16 protein-coding genes and 2 pseudogenes are annotated in these 18,422 nt (G+C 73.1%); 15 read left to right on the top strand and 3 right to left on the bottom strand.

The features are described 5' to 3' along the window. Positions 1 to 4 precede the first annotated feature (4 nt). From ACFWA7_RS02000 to ACFWA7_RS01945, 12 genes and pseudogenes are all read left to right on the top strand, one after another. The gene (locus ACFWA7_RS02000) at positions 5 to 1,273 is read left to right on the top strand and encodes a toll/interleukin-1 receptor domain-containing protein (RefSeq protein WP_385820296.1); all 1,269 of its coding nucleotides are present in this window, start codon (positions 5 to 7) and stop codon (positions 1,271 to 1,273) included. Positions 1,274 to 1,518: 245 nt separating this feature from the next. Next, entirely contained in the window at positions 1,519 to 2,109 is a 591-nt protein-coding gene (locus ACFWA7_RS01995) for a helix-turn-helix domain-containing protein (RefSeq protein ID WP_385820293.1), read from the top strand. A 183-nt stretch (positions 2,110 to 2,292) separates the two neighbouring features. After that, a complete protein-coding gene (locus tag ACFWA7_RS01990; RefSeq protein ID WP_385535009.1) occupies positions 2,293 to 3,261 on the top strand; it encodes an NADPH:quinone oxidoreductase family protein in 969 nt (322 codons plus the stop codon). Next, positions 3,258 to 4,451: an acyl-CoA dehydrogenase family protein gene (locus ACFWA7_RS01985; protein ID WP_385820291.1), complete on the top strand. Its 1,194-nt coding sequence runs from the start codon at positions 3,258 to 3,260 to the stop codon at positions 4,449 to 4,451. Before ACFWA7_RS01990 ends, ACFWA7_RS01985 begins: the two co-directional genes overlap by 4 nt. Then, the gene (locus ACFWA7_RS01980) at positions 4,448 to 5,545 is read left to right on the top strand and encodes an acyl-CoA dehydrogenase family protein (protein ID WP_385820289.1); all 1,098 of its coding nucleotides are present in this window, start codon (positions 4,448 to 4,450) and stop codon (positions 5,543 to 5,545) included. Before ACFWA7_RS01985 ends, ACFWA7_RS01980 begins: the two co-directional genes overlap by 4 nt. A 108-nt stretch (positions 5,546 to 5,653) precedes the next feature. Then, positions 5,654 to 7,270 carry an ABC transporter substrate-binding protein gene (locus ACFWA7_RS01975; protein ID WP_385820287.1) on the top strand — a complete coding sequence of 539 codons (1,617 nt, stop codon included), beginning with the start codon at positions 5,654 to 5,656 and terminating at the stop codon, positions 7,268 to 7,270. Further along, positions 7,267 to 7,557: pseudogene (locus tag ACFWA7_RS01970) on the top strand (ABC transporter permease); the annotation flags it as partial. The gene ACFWA7_RS01975 and the pseudogene ACFWA7_RS01970, both read left to right, overlap by 4 nt. After that, positions 7,553 to 8,440 (top strand): annotated as a pseudogene (locus ACFWA7_RS01965) (ABC transporter ATP-binding protein); the annotation flags it as partial. The pseudogenes ACFWA7_RS01970 and ACFWA7_RS01965, both read left to right, overlap by 5 nt. Continuing rightward, entirely contained in the window at positions 8,433 to 9,089 is a 657-nt protein-coding gene (locus ACFWA7_RS01960; RefSeq protein WP_385820285.1) for an ABC transporter ATP-binding protein, read from the top strand. The pseudogene ACFWA7_RS01965 and the gene ACFWA7_RS01960, both read left to right, overlap by 8 nt. A 176-nt stretch (positions 9,090 to 9,265) precedes the next feature. Further along, positions 9,266 to 10,123 carry a phosphatidylinositol-specific phospholipase C/glycerophosphodiester phosphodiesterase family protein gene (locus ACFWA7_RS01955; RefSeq protein WP_385820283.1) on the top strand — a complete coding sequence of 286 codons (858 nt, stop codon included), beginning with the start codon at positions 9,266 to 9,268 and terminating at the stop codon, positions 10,121 to 10,123. A 159-nt stretch (positions 10,124 to 10,282) separates the two neighbouring features. Beyond that, the gene (locus ACFWA7_RS01950; RefSeq protein WP_385534997.1) at positions 10,283 to 10,477 is read left to right on the top strand and encodes a hypothetical protein; all 195 of its coding nucleotides are present in this window, start codon (positions 10,283 to 10,285) and stop codon (positions 10,475 to 10,477) included. Beyond that, positions 10,474 to 11,643, top strand: a complete 1,170-nt coding sequence (locus ACFWA7_RS01945) for a winged helix DNA-binding domain-containing protein (protein WP_385820281.1) — start codon at positions 10,474 to 10,476, stop codon at positions 11,641 to 11,643. Before ACFWA7_RS01950 ends, ACFWA7_RS01945 begins: the two co-directional genes overlap by 4 nt. Before the next feature lie 221 nt (positions 11,644 to 11,864). On the opposite strand, the gene ACFWA7_RS01940 is transcribed toward ACFWA7_RS01945, so the two are convergent. The 3 genes from ACFWA7_RS01940 to ACFWA7_RS01930 all read right to left on the bottom strand — a co-directional run bounded on the left by ACFWA7_RS01940 (position 11,865) and on the right by ACFWA7_RS01930 (position 14,751). Next, a complete protein-coding gene (locus ACFWA7_RS01940) occupies positions 11,865 to 12,257 on the bottom strand; it encodes a DUF779 domain-containing protein (protein ID WP_371655966.1) in 393 nt (130 codons plus the stop codon). An 87-nt stretch (positions 12,258 to 12,344) separates the two neighbouring features. Further along, entirely contained in the window at positions 12,345 to 13,439 is a 1,095-nt protein-coding gene (locus ACFWA7_RS01935) for a mechanosensitive ion channel family protein (RefSeq protein WP_385534993.1), read from the bottom strand. Between the two features lie 247 nt (positions 13,440 to 13,686). After that, complete coding sequence (locus ACFWA7_RS01930; protein ID WP_385534991.1) at positions 13,687 to 14,751, bottom strand: hypothetical protein; 1,065 nt, start codon at positions 14,749 to 14,751, stop codon at positions 13,687 to 13,689. Between the two features lie 185 nt (positions 14,752 to 14,936). Between ACFWA7_RS01930 and ACFWA7_RS01925 the strand changes: the two genes are divergently transcribed. The 3 genes from ACFWA7_RS01925 (at position 14,937) to ACFWA7_RS01915 (ending at position 18,352) form a co-directional block, all read left to right on the top strand. Beyond that, on the top strand, positions 14,937 to 15,122 hold the full coding sequence (locus ACFWA7_RS01925) for a hypothetical protein (RefSeq protein WP_385534989.1): 186 nt from the start codon (positions 14,937 to 14,939) through the stop codon (positions 15,120 to 15,122). 39 nt (positions 15,123 to 15,161) lie between these two features. Then, on the top strand, positions 15,162 to 18,149 hold the full coding sequence (lanL, locus tag ACFWA7_RS01920; RefSeq protein WP_385820279.1) for a class IV lanthionine synthetase LanL: 2,988 nt from the start codon (positions 15,162 to 15,164) through the stop codon (positions 18,147 to 18,149). 77 nt (positions 18,150 to 18,226) lie between these two features. Beyond that, complete coding sequence (locus tag ACFWA7_RS01915) at positions 18,227 to 18,352, top strand: ALQxL family class IV lanthipeptide (RefSeq protein ID WP_371655971.1); 126 nt, start codon at positions 18,227 to 18,229, stop codon at positions 18,350 to 18,352. The last annotated feature ends 70 nt before the right edge of the window (positions 18,353 to 18,422 follow it).

The raw sequence follows: 18,422 nt of genomic DNA, 5'->3' as shown, positions 1-18,422 counted from the left end.
CGGCATGGCACGTCCCCGGATCTTCCTCAGCCACAGCTCGCAGTGCACGCCCGAGTCCGGGTGCGACTGCCGGGCCTACCTGTTCGCGCTCGAAGCGCACCTCGTCGACCTGGGCTGCGAGCCGATCGTCGACAAGGACATCCTGAGCGGCGGTGACACCTGGTACGGCAAGGTGCTGACCGAGATCAAGAAGTGCCACGGCATGATCATCCTGCTGTCGCCGCACGCGCTCGACTCGTACTACGTGATGGTGGAGGCGATCGTCGCCGACGCCGAGCGGGCCGGGACCGGTGACGCCTTCGTGGTCCTGCCCGTGACCCTGCCCGGAGTCCGTCGCCGCCAGCTTCCCGACAGCGGGCTCGGCAAGCTGAACCTCGGCCGCTTCGACATGGTGGACTGGCGGCGGCAGTACGGACCCACCCGGCCCCCGGCGAAGATCGCCACGTCGCTGCGTCCGCTGATCGAGCGGCAGGGCGCCGTGCCGTACCCGGAGGTCACCGACTTCCTCGCGGGCCGGATCTCCGACCTCTCGGACGCGGCCCTAGAGCACACGGCCGAGATCCTGGGAGTCGCCACCTTCGCCTACGCACGCGATCACTCGCGCTACGCGGTGGCTCAGGGGCTGCTGGTCGAGCGGCCGGTCCAGAACGTCGGCGACAGCTGCGCGATGCGCAAGGCCGTCAAGCACTTCCTGCCGAAGGTGAAGAGCCGGGCCGACCGGCAGAGGATCGTGGACGTGGTGGTGCCGTTCGCCCGGGTCCCGAAGAAGGCGGCGGATCAGCTCCGCCTGGTCGGGCAGGGAGCGGGCGACCGGGTGGCGCTGCTGGGGTCGACGCTCAAGGAGACCGCGGACATGTACGTGCGCAGGGCGAGCGAGGCGCCGGACTCGTGGCGCGTGCGCAAACCCGCGCCCCGGCACGACGCGGCGGACTTCGTGGAGGGCGTGATCGCCGAGGTGCGCGCCTGCGTGGTCGACTCGATCGGGTGGGGCTTCGAGTGCGACGACGAGGCCCTGCGGCGGCTGCTGGCCCGTCACGAGGAGGAGTCGGGGCCGTTCACGATCGTGCTGTACCAGCCGCCGGACGCCGACCTCCTCGACCGGCTGCTCACCGCGTTCCCCAGGCTGCTGTTCGTCTTCGCCCACCAGCAGGCAGCCGCCGCGCGGGGGCGGGCGGGCTCCGTCCGGCTGGAGGGACTGACGCCGGGGCAGGAGCAGGACATGGTCATCACCCATCGGGAGTTCCAGAACCTGGCCGCCACGGGGGAGCAGTAGCTCCCGGCGACCCGAATCGGAAGACCGCAAGACCGCAAGACCGGAAGTCCGCAAGACGGGAAGACGGGAAGACGGGAAGACCGGAAGACGGGAAGACCGGAAGACCGCAAGACCGCAAGACCGGAAGACCGCAAGACCGGTAGACCGGTAGACCGGTAGACCGGAAGACCGGACGACCGGAAGACGGGACCGGAGGGCCGGAGGGCCGGATTGACAAAGCGCCTTGCCGATTCTGCAATGGGCGGATGGATGGGGAACGCGCACTCGACGACGTGCTGACCGAAGTCGGCCCCCGGCTTCGGCGGATCCGCAAGGAGCGCGGAGCCACGCTCGGGGATCTGTCGGCGGCGACCGGGATCTCCGTCTCCACGCTCTCCCGCCTGGAATCCGGGAACCGGCGGCCCAGCCTCGAACTGCTGCTGCCGATCGCCCGCGCCCATCAGGTGCCGCTCGACGATCTGGTGGGCGCGCCGCCGGTCGGGGATCCCCGGGTGCGGGCCAGGCCGATCGTGCGGGGCGGCAAGACCCTGGTGCCACTCACCCGCCAGCCCGGCGGGCTCCAGGCGTACAAGGTGGTGGACCGGGAGACGGGCGGTGCGCCCGAGCCGCGCGTTCATGAAGGCTACGAGTGGCTGTACGTCCTGGCTGGGCGGCTGCGGCTGGTGCTCGCCGGGAACGACGTGGTGCTGGGGGCGGGCGAGGCGGCCGAGTTCGACACCCGGCTGCCGCACTGGTTCGGGCCGGCCGGGGACGCGCCGGTGGAGTATCTGAGCCTGTTCGGGCCGCAGGGGGAACGGATGCACGTACGGGCGCGGCCCCGGGGCGGGAGCTCGTAACAGGGCGGTCGCGCGTCGCGGGACGGGCGGTCACACGTCATGGAACCGGGCGGTCGCGCGTCGCGGGGCGAATTCGTCGCCCCGCACACCCCTCCACCTGTTCCCTCAGCGGCAAGCGACCGCTTAGTATGCCGTGCAGCAAGGGTACGCAGCCGTACCGCCTACAGCGCGTGGAGGCCCCGAATGCAGGCATGGCGAGTGCACGAGAACGGCGAGCCGGGCGAGGTGATGCGGCTCGAAGAGGTCGAGCGCCCCACCCCGGGCCCCGGGCAGGTGCTGCTGAAGGTGCGCGCCGCGAACATCAACTTCCCGGACGCGCTGCTGTGCCGGGGGCAGTACCAGATCAAGCCGCCGCTGCCGTTCACGCCCGGGGTCGAGATCTGCGGGGAGACCGAGGACGGGCGGCGGGTCATCGCCAACCCCGTGCTGCCGTTCGGCGGGCTCGCGGACCATGTTATCGCCGACGAGCGCGCGCTGCTGCCCGCGCCCGACGCGCTGGACGACGCCGAGGCCGCCGCCCTGCACATCGGCTACCAGACCGGCATGTTCGGGCTGCACCGCAGGGCCGGCCTCCAGGCGGGCGAGACGCTGCTGGTGCACGCCGCCGCCGGAGGGGTCGGCAGCGCGGCCGTCCAGCTCGGCAAGGCGGCCGGGGCCAAGGTCATCGGCGTGGTCGGCGGGGCCGAGAAGGCGGAGATCGCCCGGCAGTTGGGGTGCGACCTCGTCATCGACCGGCGCTCCGACGACATCGTGGCCGCCGTGAAGGAGGCCACCGGCGGGCGCGGTGCGGACGTGATCTACGACCCGGTCGGCGGCGACGCGTACGCCAAGTCCGCCAAGTGCGTCGCCTTCGAGGGCCGCATCCTCGTCGTGGGCTTCGCCAGCGGCAGTATCCCCGCCCCCGCCCTCAATCACGCGCTGGTGAAGAACTATTCGATCGTCGGTCTGCACTGGGGGCTGTACGCGCAGAAGGACCCCGCGTCGATCCTGCGCTGCCACGAGCAGCTGACCGAGCTCGCCGCCAAGGGCGCCGTCAAGCCGTTGATCAGCGAGCGCGTACCGATGAAGGACGCTGCCGCCGCCGTTCAGCGCGTCGCCGACGGCACCACCACCGGCCGTGTGGTCGTGCTCCCGGACGGAGTCGCCCGATGAGCGAGCAGCAGCCCGAAGCCGCCGAACTGCGCGCCCTTACGCAGGAGTTGCTCGCCGCGCACCCGCCCGCCACCACCGGGGCGATCGACTTCCTCAAGGCCCGCTTCGACGCCGGGCTCGCCTGGGTGCACTACCCGGTGGGCCTCGGCGGGCTCGGGGCGCCTCGCTCGCTTCAGCCGGTCGTCGACGCCGAACTGACGGCGGCCGGCGCGCCCGACAACGATCCGCGCCGGATCGGGATCGGGCTCGGCATGGCCGCGCCGACCGTGCTCAAGTACGGCACCGACGAGCAGAAGCGGCGGTTCCTGAGGCCGCTGTGGGTCGGTGAGGAGGTGTGGTGCCAGCTGTTCAGTGAGCCGGGCGCCGGGTCCGACCTCGCCGCGCTCGGCACCCGGGCCGTCCGGGACGGCGACGACTGGGTGGTCACCGGGCAGAAGGTGTGGACCTCCAGCGCCCATGTCGCCCGCTGGGCCATCCTGATCGCGCGCACCGACCCCGAGCTGCCCAAGCACCAGGGCATCACCTATTTCATCTGCGACATGACCGACCCCGGCGTCGAGGTGCGGCCGCTGCGGCAGATCACCGGCGAGGCCGAGTTCAACGAGGTCTTCCTCACCGGCGTCCGTATCCCCGACGCCCACCGCCTGGGCGCGGTCGGTGACGGCTGGAAGGTCGCGCAGACCACTCTGATGAACGAGCGGGTCTCCATCGGCGGGATGCGGCTGCCCCGCGAGGGCGGGATGATCGGGTCCGTCGCGCGCACCTGGCGCGAGCGCCCCGAACTGCGCACCCACGACCTGCACCAGCGCCTGCTCACCCTCTGGGTCGAGGCGGAGGTCGCCCGCCTCACCGGCGAGCGGCTGCGCCAGCAGCTCGTGGCGGGCCAGCCCGGTCCCGAGGGCTCGGGCATGAAGCTCGCCTTCGCCCGGCTCAACCAGGAGATCAGCGGTCTGGAGGTCGAACTCCTGGGGCAGGAGGGGATGTTGTACTCCGACTGGACCATGCGCCGGCCCGAGCTCGTCGACTTCACCGGCCGGGACGCCGGATACCGGTATCTGCGCTCGAAGGGCAACTCCATCGAGGGCGGCACCACCGAGGTACTCCTGAACATCGTCGCCGAGCGCGTCCTCGGGCTGCCCGCCGAGCCGCGCAACGACAAGGACATCGCCTGGAAGGACCTGGCCCGATGACCGAGACCGCCCCCGACCTGCTGTACTCCGAGGCCGAGGAAGACCTCCGGGCCGCCGTGCGCTCCCTGCTCGCCGACCGCACCGACACCGCGTCCACGCTGACCCGCGCCGAGTCCGACATCCCCTGCGACCCCCGGCTGTGGCAGGCGCTCGGCGCCGAGATGGGGCTCGCGGGGCTGCTGGTGCCGGAGAAGCTGGGCGGCCAGGGCGCGGGACACCGCGAGGCCGGCGTGGTCCTGGAGGAGATCGGCCGGAGCGTCGCCCCGGTTCCGTACCTCACCAGCTCCGTCATCGCCACCGAGACGCTTCTCGGACTCGACATCACGGCCGACGAAGTCGCGGGGCTTCTCGGTGAGTTGGCGTCCGGCCGCAAGACCGCGGCGCTGGTCGTGCCGTTCTCGTACGGGCCCGACTCGCCGCGGCTGCGCGGCGGGCTCGACGGCGTCACGCGGACCGTGGCCGACGCCGCCACCGCCGACGTGCTGCTCGTGCCGACCGGGCAGGGGCTCTACGCGGTCGAGGCGGGCGAGGCGGCCATCACTGCGCTCACCCCGCTCGACCTCACCCGCCCGCTGGCCGACGTCGCCCTCGACGGTGCGCGCGGCACGCTGCTCGCCGACGCGGACACCGGCCGGGCCGCCGTCCGCCGTGGTCTGCTCGCCGGGGCCGGTCTGCTCGCCTCCGAGCAACTGGGCGTCGCGGAATGGTGTCTGACCGAGACCGTCGCGTACACCCGGGACCGCAAGCAGTTCAACCGGCCCGTCGGCTCCTTCCAGGCGCTCAAGCACCGGATGGCGCAGCTGTGGCTGGAGGTGGTGTCGGCGCGGGCCGCCGCACGCAACGCGGCCGACGCGCTGGCGACCGGGAGCCCGGACGCGCCGCTCGCGGTGGCGGTCGCGCAGGCGTACTGCTCGCGGGTCGCGGTGCACGCGGCCGAGGAGTGCGTCCAGTTGCACGGCGGCATCGGGATGACCTGGGAGCACCCCGCGCATCTCTACCTCAAGCGGGCCAAGTCGGCGCAGAGTGCGCTGGGTTCGGCCGGTGAGCACCGCGCGTCGGTCGCGGAGATCGTGGGGCTGCCCGGACCTGCCTAGTCTGCGCCGAGTGTCCCGTTTTTGACCGCCCCTTTGAAGGCTGTTTAAATGGCGAGCTGTTGCGACCAGTTCGCAATAACAGTTGATCTTCAATAAGGGGTGTGGGGCATGGTCGCCCGTTCGATCCACGGGGCGATGCGAGGAGCGGGCGCCGCGGCGCTGGCCGGAGCACTGGCCCTCACCGCGGCCGCCTGCTCGACCCCGGGCGGGGAGAGCGGCGGCAAGGGTGCCACGGCCGCCCGGGAAACAGCCGTCGTCGGTATCGCGTACGAGCCCGAGACGCTCAGCCCGCTCCTCGGCTACGGCAAGGACGGCAACTCCAAGCTCTTCGACGGACTGCTGACCTTCGACGCGCAGATGGCGCTCAAGCCCGCGCTCGCCGTCGCCCTGCCCGAGGTGAGTGCCGACCGGCTGACCTACACGTACAAGCTCCGCGAGGGCGTGCAGTTCAGCGACGGGCAGCCGTTCACCGCCAAGGACGTCGTCTTCACCTACTCGACGATCCTCGACCCGAAGACCAACAACCCCTCCAAGGGCGAGCTCGACGCCATCAAGGAAGTCCGCGCCGACCGCGACGGCACGGTGGTCTTCACGCTCAAGTACCCCTACGCGCCGTTCGCGCGGCGCACCGTGCTGCCGATCGTGCCCGAGCACATCGCGGGCAAGCAGGACGTCAACACCGGCGACTTCGCCACCGCGCCGGTCGGCACCGGGCCGTACAAGCTCCTCAAGTGGTCCAGGAGCGAGAAGATCGCGTTCGAGGCCAACCCGTCGTACTGGGGCGGCGCGCCCAAGGTGAAGAAGTTCACCATGGCGATCATCAAGGACGACGACGTGCGCGCCACCCGGCTGCGCTCCGGCGACCTCGACGGCGCGATCCTGCCGCCCAACCTCGCCCAGGGCTTCGAGAAGGACAAGCACAAGAAGACCCATACGGCGAAGACCTACGACTACCGCAACGTCACCCTGCCCACCGGCAACAAGGTCACCGGCGACACCGCCGTACGCCGCGCCCTCGACCTCGCCGTGGACCGCAAGGCGATGGCCGACAAGATCCTCGACGGCGCCGGCAAGCCCGCCTACGGGCCGGTGCCCACCGGCAGCCCCTGGTTCGCCAAGGGCACCGAGCGGCCCCACGACCCGGCCGCGGCGCAGAAGATCCTCGACGAGGCGGGCTGGAAGCCCGGCGCCGACGGCATCCGCGAGAAGAACGGCGTCCGCGCCGCCTTCCCGCTCTGGTACCTCTCCGGCGACAAGCTCCGCCAGGACCACGCCCTCGCCTACGCCTCCGACGCCAAGAAGGCGGGCATCGACATCACCACCCAGTCCGGCACCTGGGAGGTCATCGAGCCGAAGATGAAGGACGAGGCGGTCCTCGCGGGCGGCGGCTCGCCCGGCGACCCCGACTTCGACCAGTACACGCTGCTCAAGTCCTCCCTCGCGGGCGACGGCTTCAACAACATGGCGTGGTACGCCGATCCGGCCGTCGACAAGGCGCTCGACGACGGCCGCAGGAGCGGGGACACCGCCGTGCGCAAGGCCGCGTACGACACCATCCAGCGCGAGCTGGTGAAGAACCCCGGCTACACCTTCCTCACCCACATCGACCACCTCTACGTCGTCAACGACCGCTGGGACGGGCTCTCCACCCAGACCGAGCCCCACGACCACGGCCTCGCCGCCGGCCCGTGGTGGAACGTCGAGACCTGGACGCCGAAGAAGTGAGCCGCCGCCTCCCCTGGGGGCCGATGGCGCGGATGGCGGGGCGGCGGACCCTGTTCGCCGCCCCCGTCCTGCTCGTGGTGACCTTCGGCGTCTTCGCCGTGGCCGCCGCCTCGCCCTTCGACCCGGTCAAGGCCTACGCGGGCACCGCAGGGCTCAGCGCCTCGCAGGAGAACCTCGACCAGCTGCGCGCCAACCTCGGCGTCGACCAGCCGCTGGTCACCCGCTGGTGGGACTGGCTGACCGCCGCCCTCACCGGCGACCTCGGCGACTCCAGCGTGCTGCGCCGTCACCGACGTCTCCTTCGACCTGGCGGCGGGGGAGTGCCTGGCCCTGGTCGGCGAGAGCGGCTGCGGCAAGTCCGTCCTCGCCTCGGCGCTGCTCGGCCTGCTACCGGGGAACGCGCAGACGGCGGGCAGCGCGGTGCTGCACGGTGGCGGAGAACCCGTCGACCTGCTCGCCGCCGACGAGCGCACACTCGCCCGTACGGTACGGGGGCGCCGCATCGGTCTCGTACCGCAGAGCCCGGCCGCCCACCTCACACCGGTGCGGACCGTACGGGCGCAGCTCGCGGAGACCCTGCGCGAGCTCACCCGCACTCCGAGGCGCGAGCTGCGCGCGGCGACCGAGGCGGCCGCCGCACGGGCCGCCTTCCCGCTCGGGCACCTCGACCGCTATCCGCACGAACTGTCCGGCGGCCTCGCCCAGCGCGCCGCGACCGCGCTCGCTCTCATCGGGGACGCGCCGCTGCTGCTCGCCGACGAGCCGACCACCGGGCTCGACCGCGACCTGGTCGACCGTACGGCCGACGAGTTGCGCCGCACCGCCGACGACGGCCGGGCGCTGCTGATGATCACCCACGATCTGGCGGCCGCCGAGCGGATCGCCGACCGGGTCGCCGTGATGTACGCGGGGCGCGTCGTCGAACTCGCCGACGCAACCTCGTATTTCGGCGGGACCGGACCCCGTCACCCGTATGCTCAAGGCCTGCTCGACGCGCTCCCGGAGCGGGCGTTCACGCCCATCCCCGGGATGCCGCCCGAGCTGGGCGATCTGCCGCACGGCTGCGCGTTCGCGCCCCGCTGCGAACGGGCCACCGGCCAGTGCGGCACCCTGCCGCCGTTCGACGGCCGGGTCGCCTGTCACCACCTGGAGGAGCCCGGCCGTGCTTGATCTGAAGAACATCACCGCCGGGTACGAGCGCGGCACGCCGGTGGTCCGGGAGGTGAGCCTCACCGTCGCCCCCGGCGAGGCGGTCGGCCTGCTCGGCCCCAGCGGCTGCGGCAAGTCCACCCTGGCCCGGGTCGCGGCGCTGCTGCACCGGCCGGACGACGGCACGGTCACCCTCGACGGCGCCCTCGTCACCGAGTGGCGCCACCGGGCCCCGCGCGCGCTGCGCACCACCGTCGGCGTCGTCTTCCAGTCGCCCCGGCTCGCCGCCGACCCCCGGCTGCGGCTGCGCGACCTCGTCGCCGAGCCGCTGCGGGCGACCGGCCGCCAGATCGAGGTCCGCGAGCGCGTCGACGAACTCGCGGACCTGGTCGGCCTCGGCGGGGACCTGCTGAACCGCCGCCCCCACGAGGTCAGCGACGGCCAGCTCCAGCGCGCCTGCCTGGCCCGCGCCCTGGTCCTGCGGCCCCGGCTGCTGGTCTGCGACGAGATGACGGCGATGCTGGACGCGTCGACGACGGCGGCCCTGGTGGCGGCGGTCGAGCGCTACCGCACGCAGACGACCGCGTCCCTCCTCGCGGTGGGCCACGACCGGACACTGCTGTCCCGGTGGTGCGACCGGGCGGCGGAGTGGGGCGAGCTTTCGCGGTGACTGTTTCGCAGTAACGTCCCTGCGACGGTTGTTCCCCGCGTGCGGCGTCGCCGTCCGGCCACCGGGTGGCCGGGCGGCGAAGTACCGGCCAACTCTGCGAAGGAGCCTGCCCGTCGGGGCCGGTGCGCCCGCATACTCGGTCGCGTCCGCCCGTCCCACCGCCCCGGGAGCACCCCATGGCTCGACTGACCCGCCGCAGCGCCGTCGCCGCCCTCGCCGCGGCCGCCGCCTCCGCCGCCATCGCGCCCGCCGCCGCGGCCGAGCGCGCTCACCCCGCCGGGCCAAGACCGCTGCGCCGGACCCACGCGCACAACGACTTCGAGCATCCGCACCCCCTCTTCGACGCCCTCGCACACGGGTTCACCAGCGTCGAGGCCGATGTCTTCCTGGTCGACGGGCAGCTGCTGGTGGCCCACGACCCGACCCGGCTCGACCCGGCCCGCACGCTCGAAACGCTCTACCTCGACCCGCTGATGGCCCGCGTCCGTGCCAACCACGGCTCCGTGTACCGGGGTCACCACCGCCCCGTGCAGCTCCTGGTCGACATCAAGACCGAAGGCGCCGCCGCCTACCTGGAACTCGACCGGCGACTGCGCCCGTACCGGCGGATGCTCAGCAGCTACGCGCACGGCCGCGTGTCGACCGGCGCCGTCACGCCCGTCATCTCCGGCGACCGCGCCGCCCGGGTGCCCATGGAGGCGCAGAAGGTGCGCCACGCGTTCTACGACGGACGCCTGGAGGACCTCGGCACCGCCGCCACCGCCGCCCTCATCCCCCTGATCAGCAGCAACTGGACGCAAAGCTTCAGCTGGTTGGGCGCCGGACCGTTCCCGGCCGCCGAGCGCCAGAAGCTGCGCGCGATCGTCGGGCAGGCCCATGCGGACCGGCAGCGGGTACGGTTCTGGGCGACCCCCGACCTCGCCGGGCCCGAGCGGGACGCCCTGTGGCGCGAACTGCTCGCCGCCGACGTCGACTACATCAACACCGACGACCTCGCGGGCCTGGAGACCTTCCTCCGCGGGCACGGAGAGTAGTCCCGGCGCATCCCGGGGTCACGGGCGTCACTCGCCTCGCGGGCCGTCACCCGCAGTCAACACCCGTACGGCGGACACGCCATACGCCCGACCGGCCCGCCTCCTCCGCCACACTGGCCGCCGAATGCCGCAATTCCGGCGCGGTGGAGGAGGTTGGCCATGGCCGTTTCGATCTCGGTGGTGCTGTTGCTCATGGTGCTGGCGGTGATCTTTCTGCGCAGCGGCGGACTCAAGGCCTCGCACGCGATGGTCTGTGTGCTGCTGGGCTTCTTCCTCGCCGGCACGAGCATGGCCCCCACCATCCAGGACGGCCTGAACGCCACCGCGAGCGTGGTCGGTAGCCTCAGGCCATGACTCCGGCCCGCCAGAAGATCACCACCGAGGCGCGGCGCGCCCGCCTCGGCACCCGCCACCTCCTCACCCCCGCCGCCCGCGCGGCCACCCCCGAGGAGGTGGCGGATGCGCTGGTGGCGCTGCACGCGACCGACCCCGCCACGGTGTATCTGGCGGTCGCCGCGCGGACCAGGACCGCGTCGGTGGGGGAGCTGGAACGCGCGTTGTACGAGGACCACTCACTCGTACGGATGCTCTGTATGCGCCGCACCATGTTCGTGCTGCCCAGGGCGCTCGCACCGGTGGCCGACGCGGCGGCCGCCCGGGCCGTCGCCGTCCGTGAGCGCGCGGGTCTCGCCAAGGTGATCGAGGAACAACTCGGTCTCGACGCCAAGTGGTTCGCCGCCACCCAGGAAGCGGTCCTCGCCGCCCTCGCCGCGCGCGGCGAGGCGACGGCGGCCCAACTCGCCGACGACGTGCCGGACCTGAAGTCGCAGATCGTCCAGGCCCCGGGCAAGCCGTACGAGGCGAGGCCCCGCATCACCAGCCGCTTCCTCGGGGTCCTGGCCGCCGAGGGCCGCATCCGGCGCGGCCGCCCGCTGGGCACCTGGGCGTCCAGCCAGTTCCGCTGGACGGTCGCGGAGCCGCACCCCGAACTCGCGGCCGACGAGGCCAGGGCCGAGCTCGCCACCCGCTACCTGGACGCCTTCGGCCCCGCCACCACCGAGGACGTCAAGTGGTGGACGGGCTGGACCCTCACCGACACCCGCAAGGCGCTGGCCAGGACCGACGCCGTCGACGTCGACCTGGACGAGGGCCCCGGACACGCCCTGCCGGGCCAGCTGGCCGCGCCGCCGGCCCCCGAGCCCTGGGCCGCCCTGCTCCCGGGCCTCGACCCGACCCCGATGGGCTGGCGCCACCGCGACTGGTACCTCGACACCGCCCACAGGGCCGAACTCTTCGACGGCACCGGCAACATCGGCCCCTCGGTGTGGTGGAACGGCCGCATCGCCGGCGGCTGGGCCCAGCGCCCGGACGGCGAGATCGCCACGCACGTGTTCGCGGACCAGGGCCGCGAGGCGAGCGCCGCCATCGAGGCGGAAGCGGCCCGGCTGTCCGCCTTCTTCGGCGACACGCGCATCCGGCCGAGCTTCCGCACCCCGCTCGAACGGCGGCTCTCCGCCTGAGCGCCGGCCGAAGCGTGTGTGAAGCGGGCATCGACGCCTGGTGCCTGACCGCCTTCGACTTCCTTACGGGCGCGGTGCGCTGGAAGCGGCCGACGGGAGACCGGCGCCGCGTACGACAACGGCTGGGCGCCCGTGACGATCGGCCGGACGGCACGGCGTACGTGGGGGTGTTCAACGGGATCATGGTGGTGCGCGACCGGGACCGAACCGGAGGCGGCCTCTCAGATGAGGCGGGAGCGGATGAGGAAGCGCACGCCTTCCGGGGCCTCCAGGGAGAAGCCGCTGCCGCGCCCCTCGACGACGTCGACGATCAGCCGGGTGTGCCGCCACACCTCGTGCTGACTCGTCGACATCCAGAACGGGACGGGCTCCTCGACCCCGTCGACGGCGAGGCTTTCGAGCAGGACGTCCGACCCTCCCGTACGGAACTCGCCGTCCGGGAAGCACATGGGCGCGCTGCCGTCGCAGCAGCCGCCCGACTGGTGGAACATCAGGGGTCCGTGAGCCGCCCGCAGCCGCCGCAGCAACTCGGCGGCCGCGGGCGTCAGCTCCACGCGCGCGTGGCCCGTGCCCGCGTCGCCCGTGCCCGTATCGCCCGCGTTCCTGTCGGACATGAGGATCACGGCCCTTCGGTCTGCGCGTCGTGCCGGCCCCGCCAGCCAAGCACGGGCGGGGTTGCGGCGACGTTGCGGCGGGGCAGCCTACGCCGGCGCCTGGCGCGGGTGCGGGACCGGTGCCGGGGCGGACACCAGGGACGAAGGTGTCTGCTCGTCGTGCTGGAGCGAGACCGTCCGGGTGGGGGCCGGGATCGCGATGCCCTCCGCGCGGTAGCGCTGGTGCAGGCGCTTGATGAACTCGTGCTTGATCCGGTACTGGTCGCTGAACTCGCCCACGCCCAGGATCACGGTGAAGTTGATCCGCGAGTCCGCGAAGGTGTGGAAGCGGACGGCCGCCTCGTGGTGGGGGAGTGCGCCGGTGATGTCGATCATCACGCTGTCGATGACTTCGAGGGTCACCCGCTCGACGTGCTCCAGGTCGCTGTCGTAGCCGACACCCACCTGGACGAGGATCGACAACTCCTGTTCCGGGCGGCTGTAGTTGGTCATGTTCGTCCGCGCGAGACGGGCGTTGGGGATGATGACCAGGTTGTTCGAGAGGTTGCGCACCACGGTGTTACGCCAGTTGATGTCGACGACGTACCCCTCCTCGCCACTGCTGAGCCGCATGTAGTCACCGGGCTGCACCGTCTTGGAGGCGAGGATGTGCACACCCGCGAAGAGGTTGGCGAGGGTGTCCTGGAGCGCCAGCGCGACCGCGAGTCCGCCCACGCCGAGGGCGGTGAGCAGCGGGGCGATGGAGATGCCGAGGGTGTCGAGGGCGACCAGCGCGCCCATCGCGACCACCACGACCCGGGTGATGTTGACGAAGATGGTGGCCGACCCGGCCACCCCCGTCCGCGACTGCGCCACGGACTGCACCAGACCCGCGATGACACGGGCCGTGGAGAGCGTGGTGATCAGGATGAGCAGTGCGGTCAGCGAGTGGTTGACGATCGCCGCCATCCGCGTGGTGAGCGGCAGCGCCGAGGCCGCCGCCGCGGTGCCCGCGATGACCGCGGCCCAGGGGGCGACGGTGCGCAGCGCGTCGACGATGATGTCGTCCCCGCTCCACCGCGTCCTGAGGGCGTGCTTGCCCAGCCACCGCAGCAGGGCGCGCAGAAGCACCGCGGCGACGAGCCCCGCGGCCACCGCGATGGCGGCGACCACCCAGTCGTGCACGACGAGGCCCCGGGTCAACGGACACCCTCCGAGCCGCATCGGGCCGGAGAAACGCTGCGTGGGGCCGGGGAGACTCCGCGCCGGGCCGGGGAAACGCCGTGGGCCGCCACCGGCCGCCGTATGTGAAGTGTCGCCATCTTGTCACCTGTCAGTTCGTCTTGCGTGAAGCCTCGTTCGGGGTCCGCGTACACGCCGAACGGGCTGCCATCCTGCCCCATGGGCAGAACGATGTCGCAGGTGGGCCGGGGTGACACCGGGCACCCGCTCACCCACGCAGGGTCTCGCCCGGATCCCGGGCCACCGGGTCCTCGGACGCGGTGAGTCCGGCGCGTTCGGCGAGCACACCGCCCTGGAAGCGGCTTTCGGCACCCAGCTCCTCCAGCAGCTCCGCGATGTGGCGGCGGCAGGTGCGCAGCGACATGCCCATGCGCCGGGCGATCACCTCGTCCTTGGCGCCCTCGGCGAGCAGCCCCACCAGCGCCCGTCGCAGACTGTGGCCGACCTCCTTGTACGCGGCCTCACTGGTGCCCAGGAACGGGGTCGCGCCGGACCAGTGCTGCTCGAACACCCGGCAGAGGTAGGCGACCACGTCGGGATCCCGGACGAGCACCGCGCCCTCGCCCGACCCGCCGTCCGCCCGCCGGGGCAGAAAGGCCACGGCCCGGTCGAACACCACGGCCCGGTCGGGCAGTTCGGCGGCGGTGCGGTACTCGGCACCGGCCTCGGCGAGCGTCTCCACGTATCCCTGGGTGGACAGGCTGGCGCGCGCCGAGTGCTGGTAGAGCGTGCGCATCCGGATGCCGCGGCGGAGCATCGCCAGATCGCGGTCGATGGCGTCCCCGAGGCGGTGGGGCGCGCGGCCGCCGCCCGGCTGGATGCTGAACACCTCCTCCCGGCAGCCCGCCGCCGCCTCGGTGAGCATCGCCGAGGCGGCCGCCAGGTCGGGCAGCAGGTCGATGCCCTCCCGGTGGCTGCGCCGGCGCCGGGCGGCGCGGTAGTGCGGCATGAGGGAGTGCAGATCGTCGCGTACGGACTGGGCGTGCGCCGCGTCCTGTGCGAGCCGCGCCTCCAGTGGACCCACCACTTCCGCCGCGGCGGCGTCGGGACTGACCGGTATGAGCTCCTCGGGCCTGCCCGGAGCGGGGCGCAGCAGCCGGAGCAGCAGCAGGGTCCGGCAGGCCCCCTCGACCTCCTCCTGGGTCAGTCCGAGTGCCGGGGGCGCGTCGGGCGGCCACTGCTTGAGGCTGCCCCGTGACAGCACGTACTCGAAGACGGCGACGGCTCTCGCGTCCAGCTGCGGCAGCCCGTCCAAGTTTGCCCCGATAGTCATGACTTTCCCCCGCAATGCGGCCGTACTACTTCCTTGCCATGCAGGCTATTGCCAGGTCAAAGCGCTGGACCAACGGGGCCTGCCGGGATGAACTTTGGGCGTCGGGCCGGGCAAACCCCGCCAGGCCGACATTTGGGACCCCGTGTGTCCGTGAGTTCATGATCTCCCGACCCTGGAGCCGTGCCATGCCCAGAGCAGTCCGCTGTCTTCTCGTCCTCACCGTCCTGATGGTCGGGGGCGCGTGCGTCACCGCGGTGAACGGCGGCGGGCCGGGGACGGCGGCCGGAGTGCACGGTGGTGCGACCGCGACGGTCGCCGCGGACATCCTCGACACGAGCTGGGGCGACGACTACGTGCGGCCCGAGCACTAGACCCCACCCCTTCATCTGCGAACTGTGAGGCCGAACAGCGTGTCCACCCTGCCCGCGGCACCGCCGCCCGCCCCGCCCCAGGCCCTCCCCGGGCCCCGGCGGGCACGCGCCGAACGTCCGGCGGACCTCGCGCTGTTGCCCGATCTGGTACGCGCGGTCATCGCCCGGTCGGGGACGGAACCGGCGCTCCGAGGCGGAGCGACGGCGAAGGTGTCCGGGCACGACGGGGCAGCGGACTGGGCCGTGGAGCCGGGCGACTTCTGGTGCCATGCCGTCCCCGCCGGGGCCGCCCGCCGCACCCAGGGCTGGAAGCTCCATGTCTCGGCCACCCCGCTCTCCGCGCCGCTGACCCTGGCGCGGTCCGCCGAGGTGCTCGTCGCCCACCGGGCCGCCTTCAAGTTCGCGGGCAGCCCCGCCCGGGTCGCGGCCCTCGTCTCCGGGCGCTACGAGCGCGGTGGGGGCGGCAAGTTCATCACCGTGTATCCGGCCGACGACGACCACTTCCGGCTGCTCGCCGAGGAACTGCACCTCGCCACCGTCGGGCTGCCCGGTCCGGCGGTCCTCTCCGACCGCCGCTATCTGCCCGGCAGCCAGGTCTACTACCGGTACGGCGTGTTCGCCGCCACCCCGGGCCTGACCGCCGACGGCTGCTTCGCCACGCGGCTGACCGACCCCGAGGGGCGCCCCGTCGCCGACGAGCGGAACGCCTGGTTCAGCCCGCCGGCCTGGGCGGGCGACCCGTTCCCCGACCGCCCGGCGGCCCCGGCCCGCAGTAAGGCCACGGCCAAGCCGGTCCTGCTGAACGACCGCTATCTCGTACGCGGCGCGATCCAGCACTCCAACAAGGGCGGGGTGTTCCGGGCCGAGGACACCAGGACCAACACCCAGGTGGTCGTCAAGCAGGCGCGCCCCCACGTGGGGGCGGGGCTTGAGGGGCTGGACGTCCGTGACCTGCTGCGCCGGGAGGCGGCGCTGCTCGACCGCCTCGGGAGGGTCCGCCCGGACCGGGTCCCGCGCCTGGTCGAGGTGTTCGAGCAGCAGGGCAGCGAGTTCCTGGCAACCGAGTCGGTACCGGGCGCGACCCTGCGGCGCACCGTCGCCGAGCGCCTGATCCAGAACGGGACCGGCTGCCCGGACGACCGTACGGCCGACTCCCTGGTCCGGCAGCTCGTCGAACTGGTGGGCGCCGCCCATGAACTGGACGTCACCCTCCACGACTTCAACCCCAACAACGTGATGGTCACGCCGGACGGCCGACTCCTGCTGATCGACCTGGAGATGGCGGCGAGGGAGGGCGAGCGCTGGGTGCTGGGCGCCACCCCCGGCTACACCGCCCCCGAACTGCGCGCCCTGGACCAGGTGGCGCCCGCGTCGGCCCCGAGCGTCGACCTGTACGCGCTGGGGGCGACGGTTCTGCACGCGCTGAGCGGCGCCGACCCGCTTTTCGCGCCGGACCGGCCGGGCACCGGGGTCCGGCCGGAGGAGGAGCGCCTGGCAGGGCTCGTGGGTCTGCTGGCCCGCGAGAACCCGCTGGTACGCCGCTTCTCGCCGCTGATACGGGGGTTGATGCGGGACGATCCGGCCCACCGCTGGACACTGGAGCGGGCACGGCAGTTCGTCACCGGCGCCGCGGCGGGGGACGCGGACGGCGCCGCGGTGCCGGTCGCGCGTGCGGACGCCGCCGCGGCGCAGGCGGCGCCCGCGGCCTCGGTGCTGCCGCCCACCGCCCGTACGCCGACCGACGCGGAGCCGGCCGATGCCGCGCGCACCCGCGCGCGACTGCTGCACGACGGTGTCGCCCACCTCCTCGCCACCATGCGTCCGCACGACACCGAGCGGCTCTGGACCTCGGAGGCGTTCGGCGAGACGTGCGACCCGGTGGCCGTGCAGCACGGTTCGGCGGGCGGCGTGAGCGTACTGGCCCGGGCGTTGCGGCACTGGGACGGCGACGCCACTGGACCAACGGCCATACAGCCAAACCCTGTTGGGCCTACGACGCGCGTCACGCGGGACGCGCTGCGCGAAGGGCTGCGGTCCGCCGCGTACTGGACCGCGGACCGGCAGGACGCCCTGCCCGGGGACCTGCCCGGCCTGCACTTCGGCCGCTCGGGCACGGCGTGGGCCCTGCTGGACGCCGCCCGGGCGCTGGACGACACCGCGCTCGCCGCTCGCGCCGCCGCCCTCGCCCTGGCGCTCCCGGTCGAGTGGCCCAACCCCGACGTCTGTCACGGCGCGGCCGGATCCGGTCTGGCCCAGCTGCACTTCTGGCGCACCACCGGGGACCCGCGCTTCCTCGACCGTGCCACGCGGGCCGCCGAAGGCCTGCTCGCGGCGGCCCGGCGCACCCCGGAGGGGATCTTCTGGCCGGTGCCGGAGGACTTCGCGTCCGCCCTCGCGGGAGCCTGGCACTACGGCTTCGCGCACGGCGTGGCCGGCGTCGGTACCTTCCTCCTCCTCGCGGCCGACGCCACGGGGGAGGAGCGCTTCCTCGACGCGGCCGTCGAGGCGGGTGCCACGCTGGCCGCCGCCGCCCGCCGGGGGCCCGCGGGGGCGCTGTGGCCGGTCGACCGCGCCCGCCACCTCTCCGACTCCCCGGAGCTCGCCCGGCACTGGTGCAGCGGCTCGTCCGGAGTGGGCACCTTCCTGGTCCGGCTCTGGTCGGCCACCGGCGCGCACGACGACGCCCTGCGCGAGCTGGTGGAGGGCGCGGCCCTCGCCGTACGGGCAGGCAGGGTGACCGACTCGACCTCGACCTGCCACGGGCTCGCGGGCAACGCCGAATTCCTGCTCGACGCGGCCGAGCTGACGGGCGACGCGTACCACCTCGCCGGAGCGGAGTCGCTCGTCGAGCACCTGGCGGCGCAGGCGGTCCTGCACGACGGCCGTCTGCTGGTGCCCGACGAGAACCGCAGGACGGTGCTCGCCGAGTACGCCACCGGCCTGGGCGGAAGCCTCTCGCTGCTGCTGCGCATACGGTTCGGCGGCCCCCGCGCGTGGCTGCCCGAGGGTGCACGCACCCACCCCTGAACGTCCGGTGGCCGCCCGGCCACCGGCAGCCGGACCCGCCCGGGCCCGGCCCACCCTCCCGAACGAAGGAGCCCACCATGATGGAGCACGACATCGACGCCCTCCAGGTCCTGCCCGAGGACCTCCGTACCGAGAGCCTGGGCGGCGAGGAGCACGCCGCCGCGCTGATCACCGCCTGCCGCATCCACACCAGCGGCTGCTGACGCGCCGGTGGAGGGGGCCGGCTCTCCTGGTACCGCTGGATCGCCAGACAGTCGGCGGGCGACTGCGCGT

Origin of the sequence: Streptomyces sp. NPDC059994 (genome assembly GCF_042737755.1) — a bacterium.
In the GTDB taxonomy this organism is placed as follows: Bacteria; Actinomycetota; Actinomycetes; order Streptomycetales; family Streptomycetaceae; genus Streptomyces.
The sequence above is the reverse complement of the archived record's forward strand: the minus strand, read 5'-3'. Positions and strand labels throughout refer to the sequence as shown.

Excerpts from the sequence above, each read along its gene's own strand:
- ACFWA7_RS01950 (WP_385534997.1), top strand. The coding sequence starts at position 10,283 with ATGGCCGTTTCGATCTCGGTGGTGCTGTTGCTCATGGTGCTGGCGGTG.
- ACFWA7_RS01975 (WP_385820287.1), top strand. The coding sequence starts at position 5,654 with ATGGTCGCCCGTTCGATCCACGGGGCGATGCGAGGAGCGGGCGCCGCG.
- ACFWA7_RS01945 (WP_385820281.1), top strand. The coding sequence starts at position 10,474 with ATGACTCCGGCCCGCCAGAAGATCACCACCGAGGCGCGGCGCGCCCGC.
- ACFWA7_RS01980 (WP_385820289.1), top strand. The coding sequence starts at position 4,448 with ATGACCGAGACCGCCCCCGACCTGCTGTACTCCGAGGCCGAGGAAGAC.
- ACFWA7_RS01990 (WP_385535009.1), top strand. The coding sequence starts at position 2,293 with ATGCAGGCATGGCGAGTGCACGAGAACGGCGAGCCGGGCGAGGTGATG.
- ACFWA7_RS01995 (WP_385820293.1), top strand. The coding sequence starts at position 1,519 with ATGGATGGGGAACGCGCACTCGACGACGTGCTGACCGAAGTCGGCCCC.
- ACFWA7_RS02000 (WP_385820296.1), top strand. The coding sequence starts at position 5 with ATGGCACGTCCCCGGATCTTCCTCAGCCACAGCTCGCAGTGCACGCCC.
- ACFWA7_RS01985 (WP_385820291.1), top strand. The coding sequence starts at position 3,258 with ATGAGCGAGCAGCAGCCCGAAGCCGCCGAACTGCGCGCCCTTACGCAG.
- ACFWA7_RS01955 (WP_385820283.1), top strand. The coding sequence starts at position 9,266 with ATGGCTCGACTGACCCGCCGCAGCGCCGTCGCCGCCCTCGCCGCGGCC.
- ACFWA7_RS01940 (WP_371655966.1), bottom strand. The coding sequence starts at position 12,257 with ATGTCCGACAGGAACGCGGGCGATACGGGCACGGGCGACGCGGGCACG.
- ACFWA7_RS01925 (WP_385534989.1), top strand. The coding sequence starts at position 14,937 with ATGCCCAGAGCAGTCCGCTGTCTTCTCGTCCTCACCGTCCTGATGGTC.
- ACFWA7_RS01930 (WP_385534991.1), bottom strand. The coding sequence starts at position 14,751 with ATGACTATCGGGGCAAACTTGGACGGGCTGCCGCAGCTGGACGCGAGA.
- ACFWA7_RS01915 (WP_371655971.1), top strand. The coding sequence starts at position 18,227 with ATGATGGAGCACGACATCGACGCCCTCCAGGTCCTGCCCGAGGACCTC.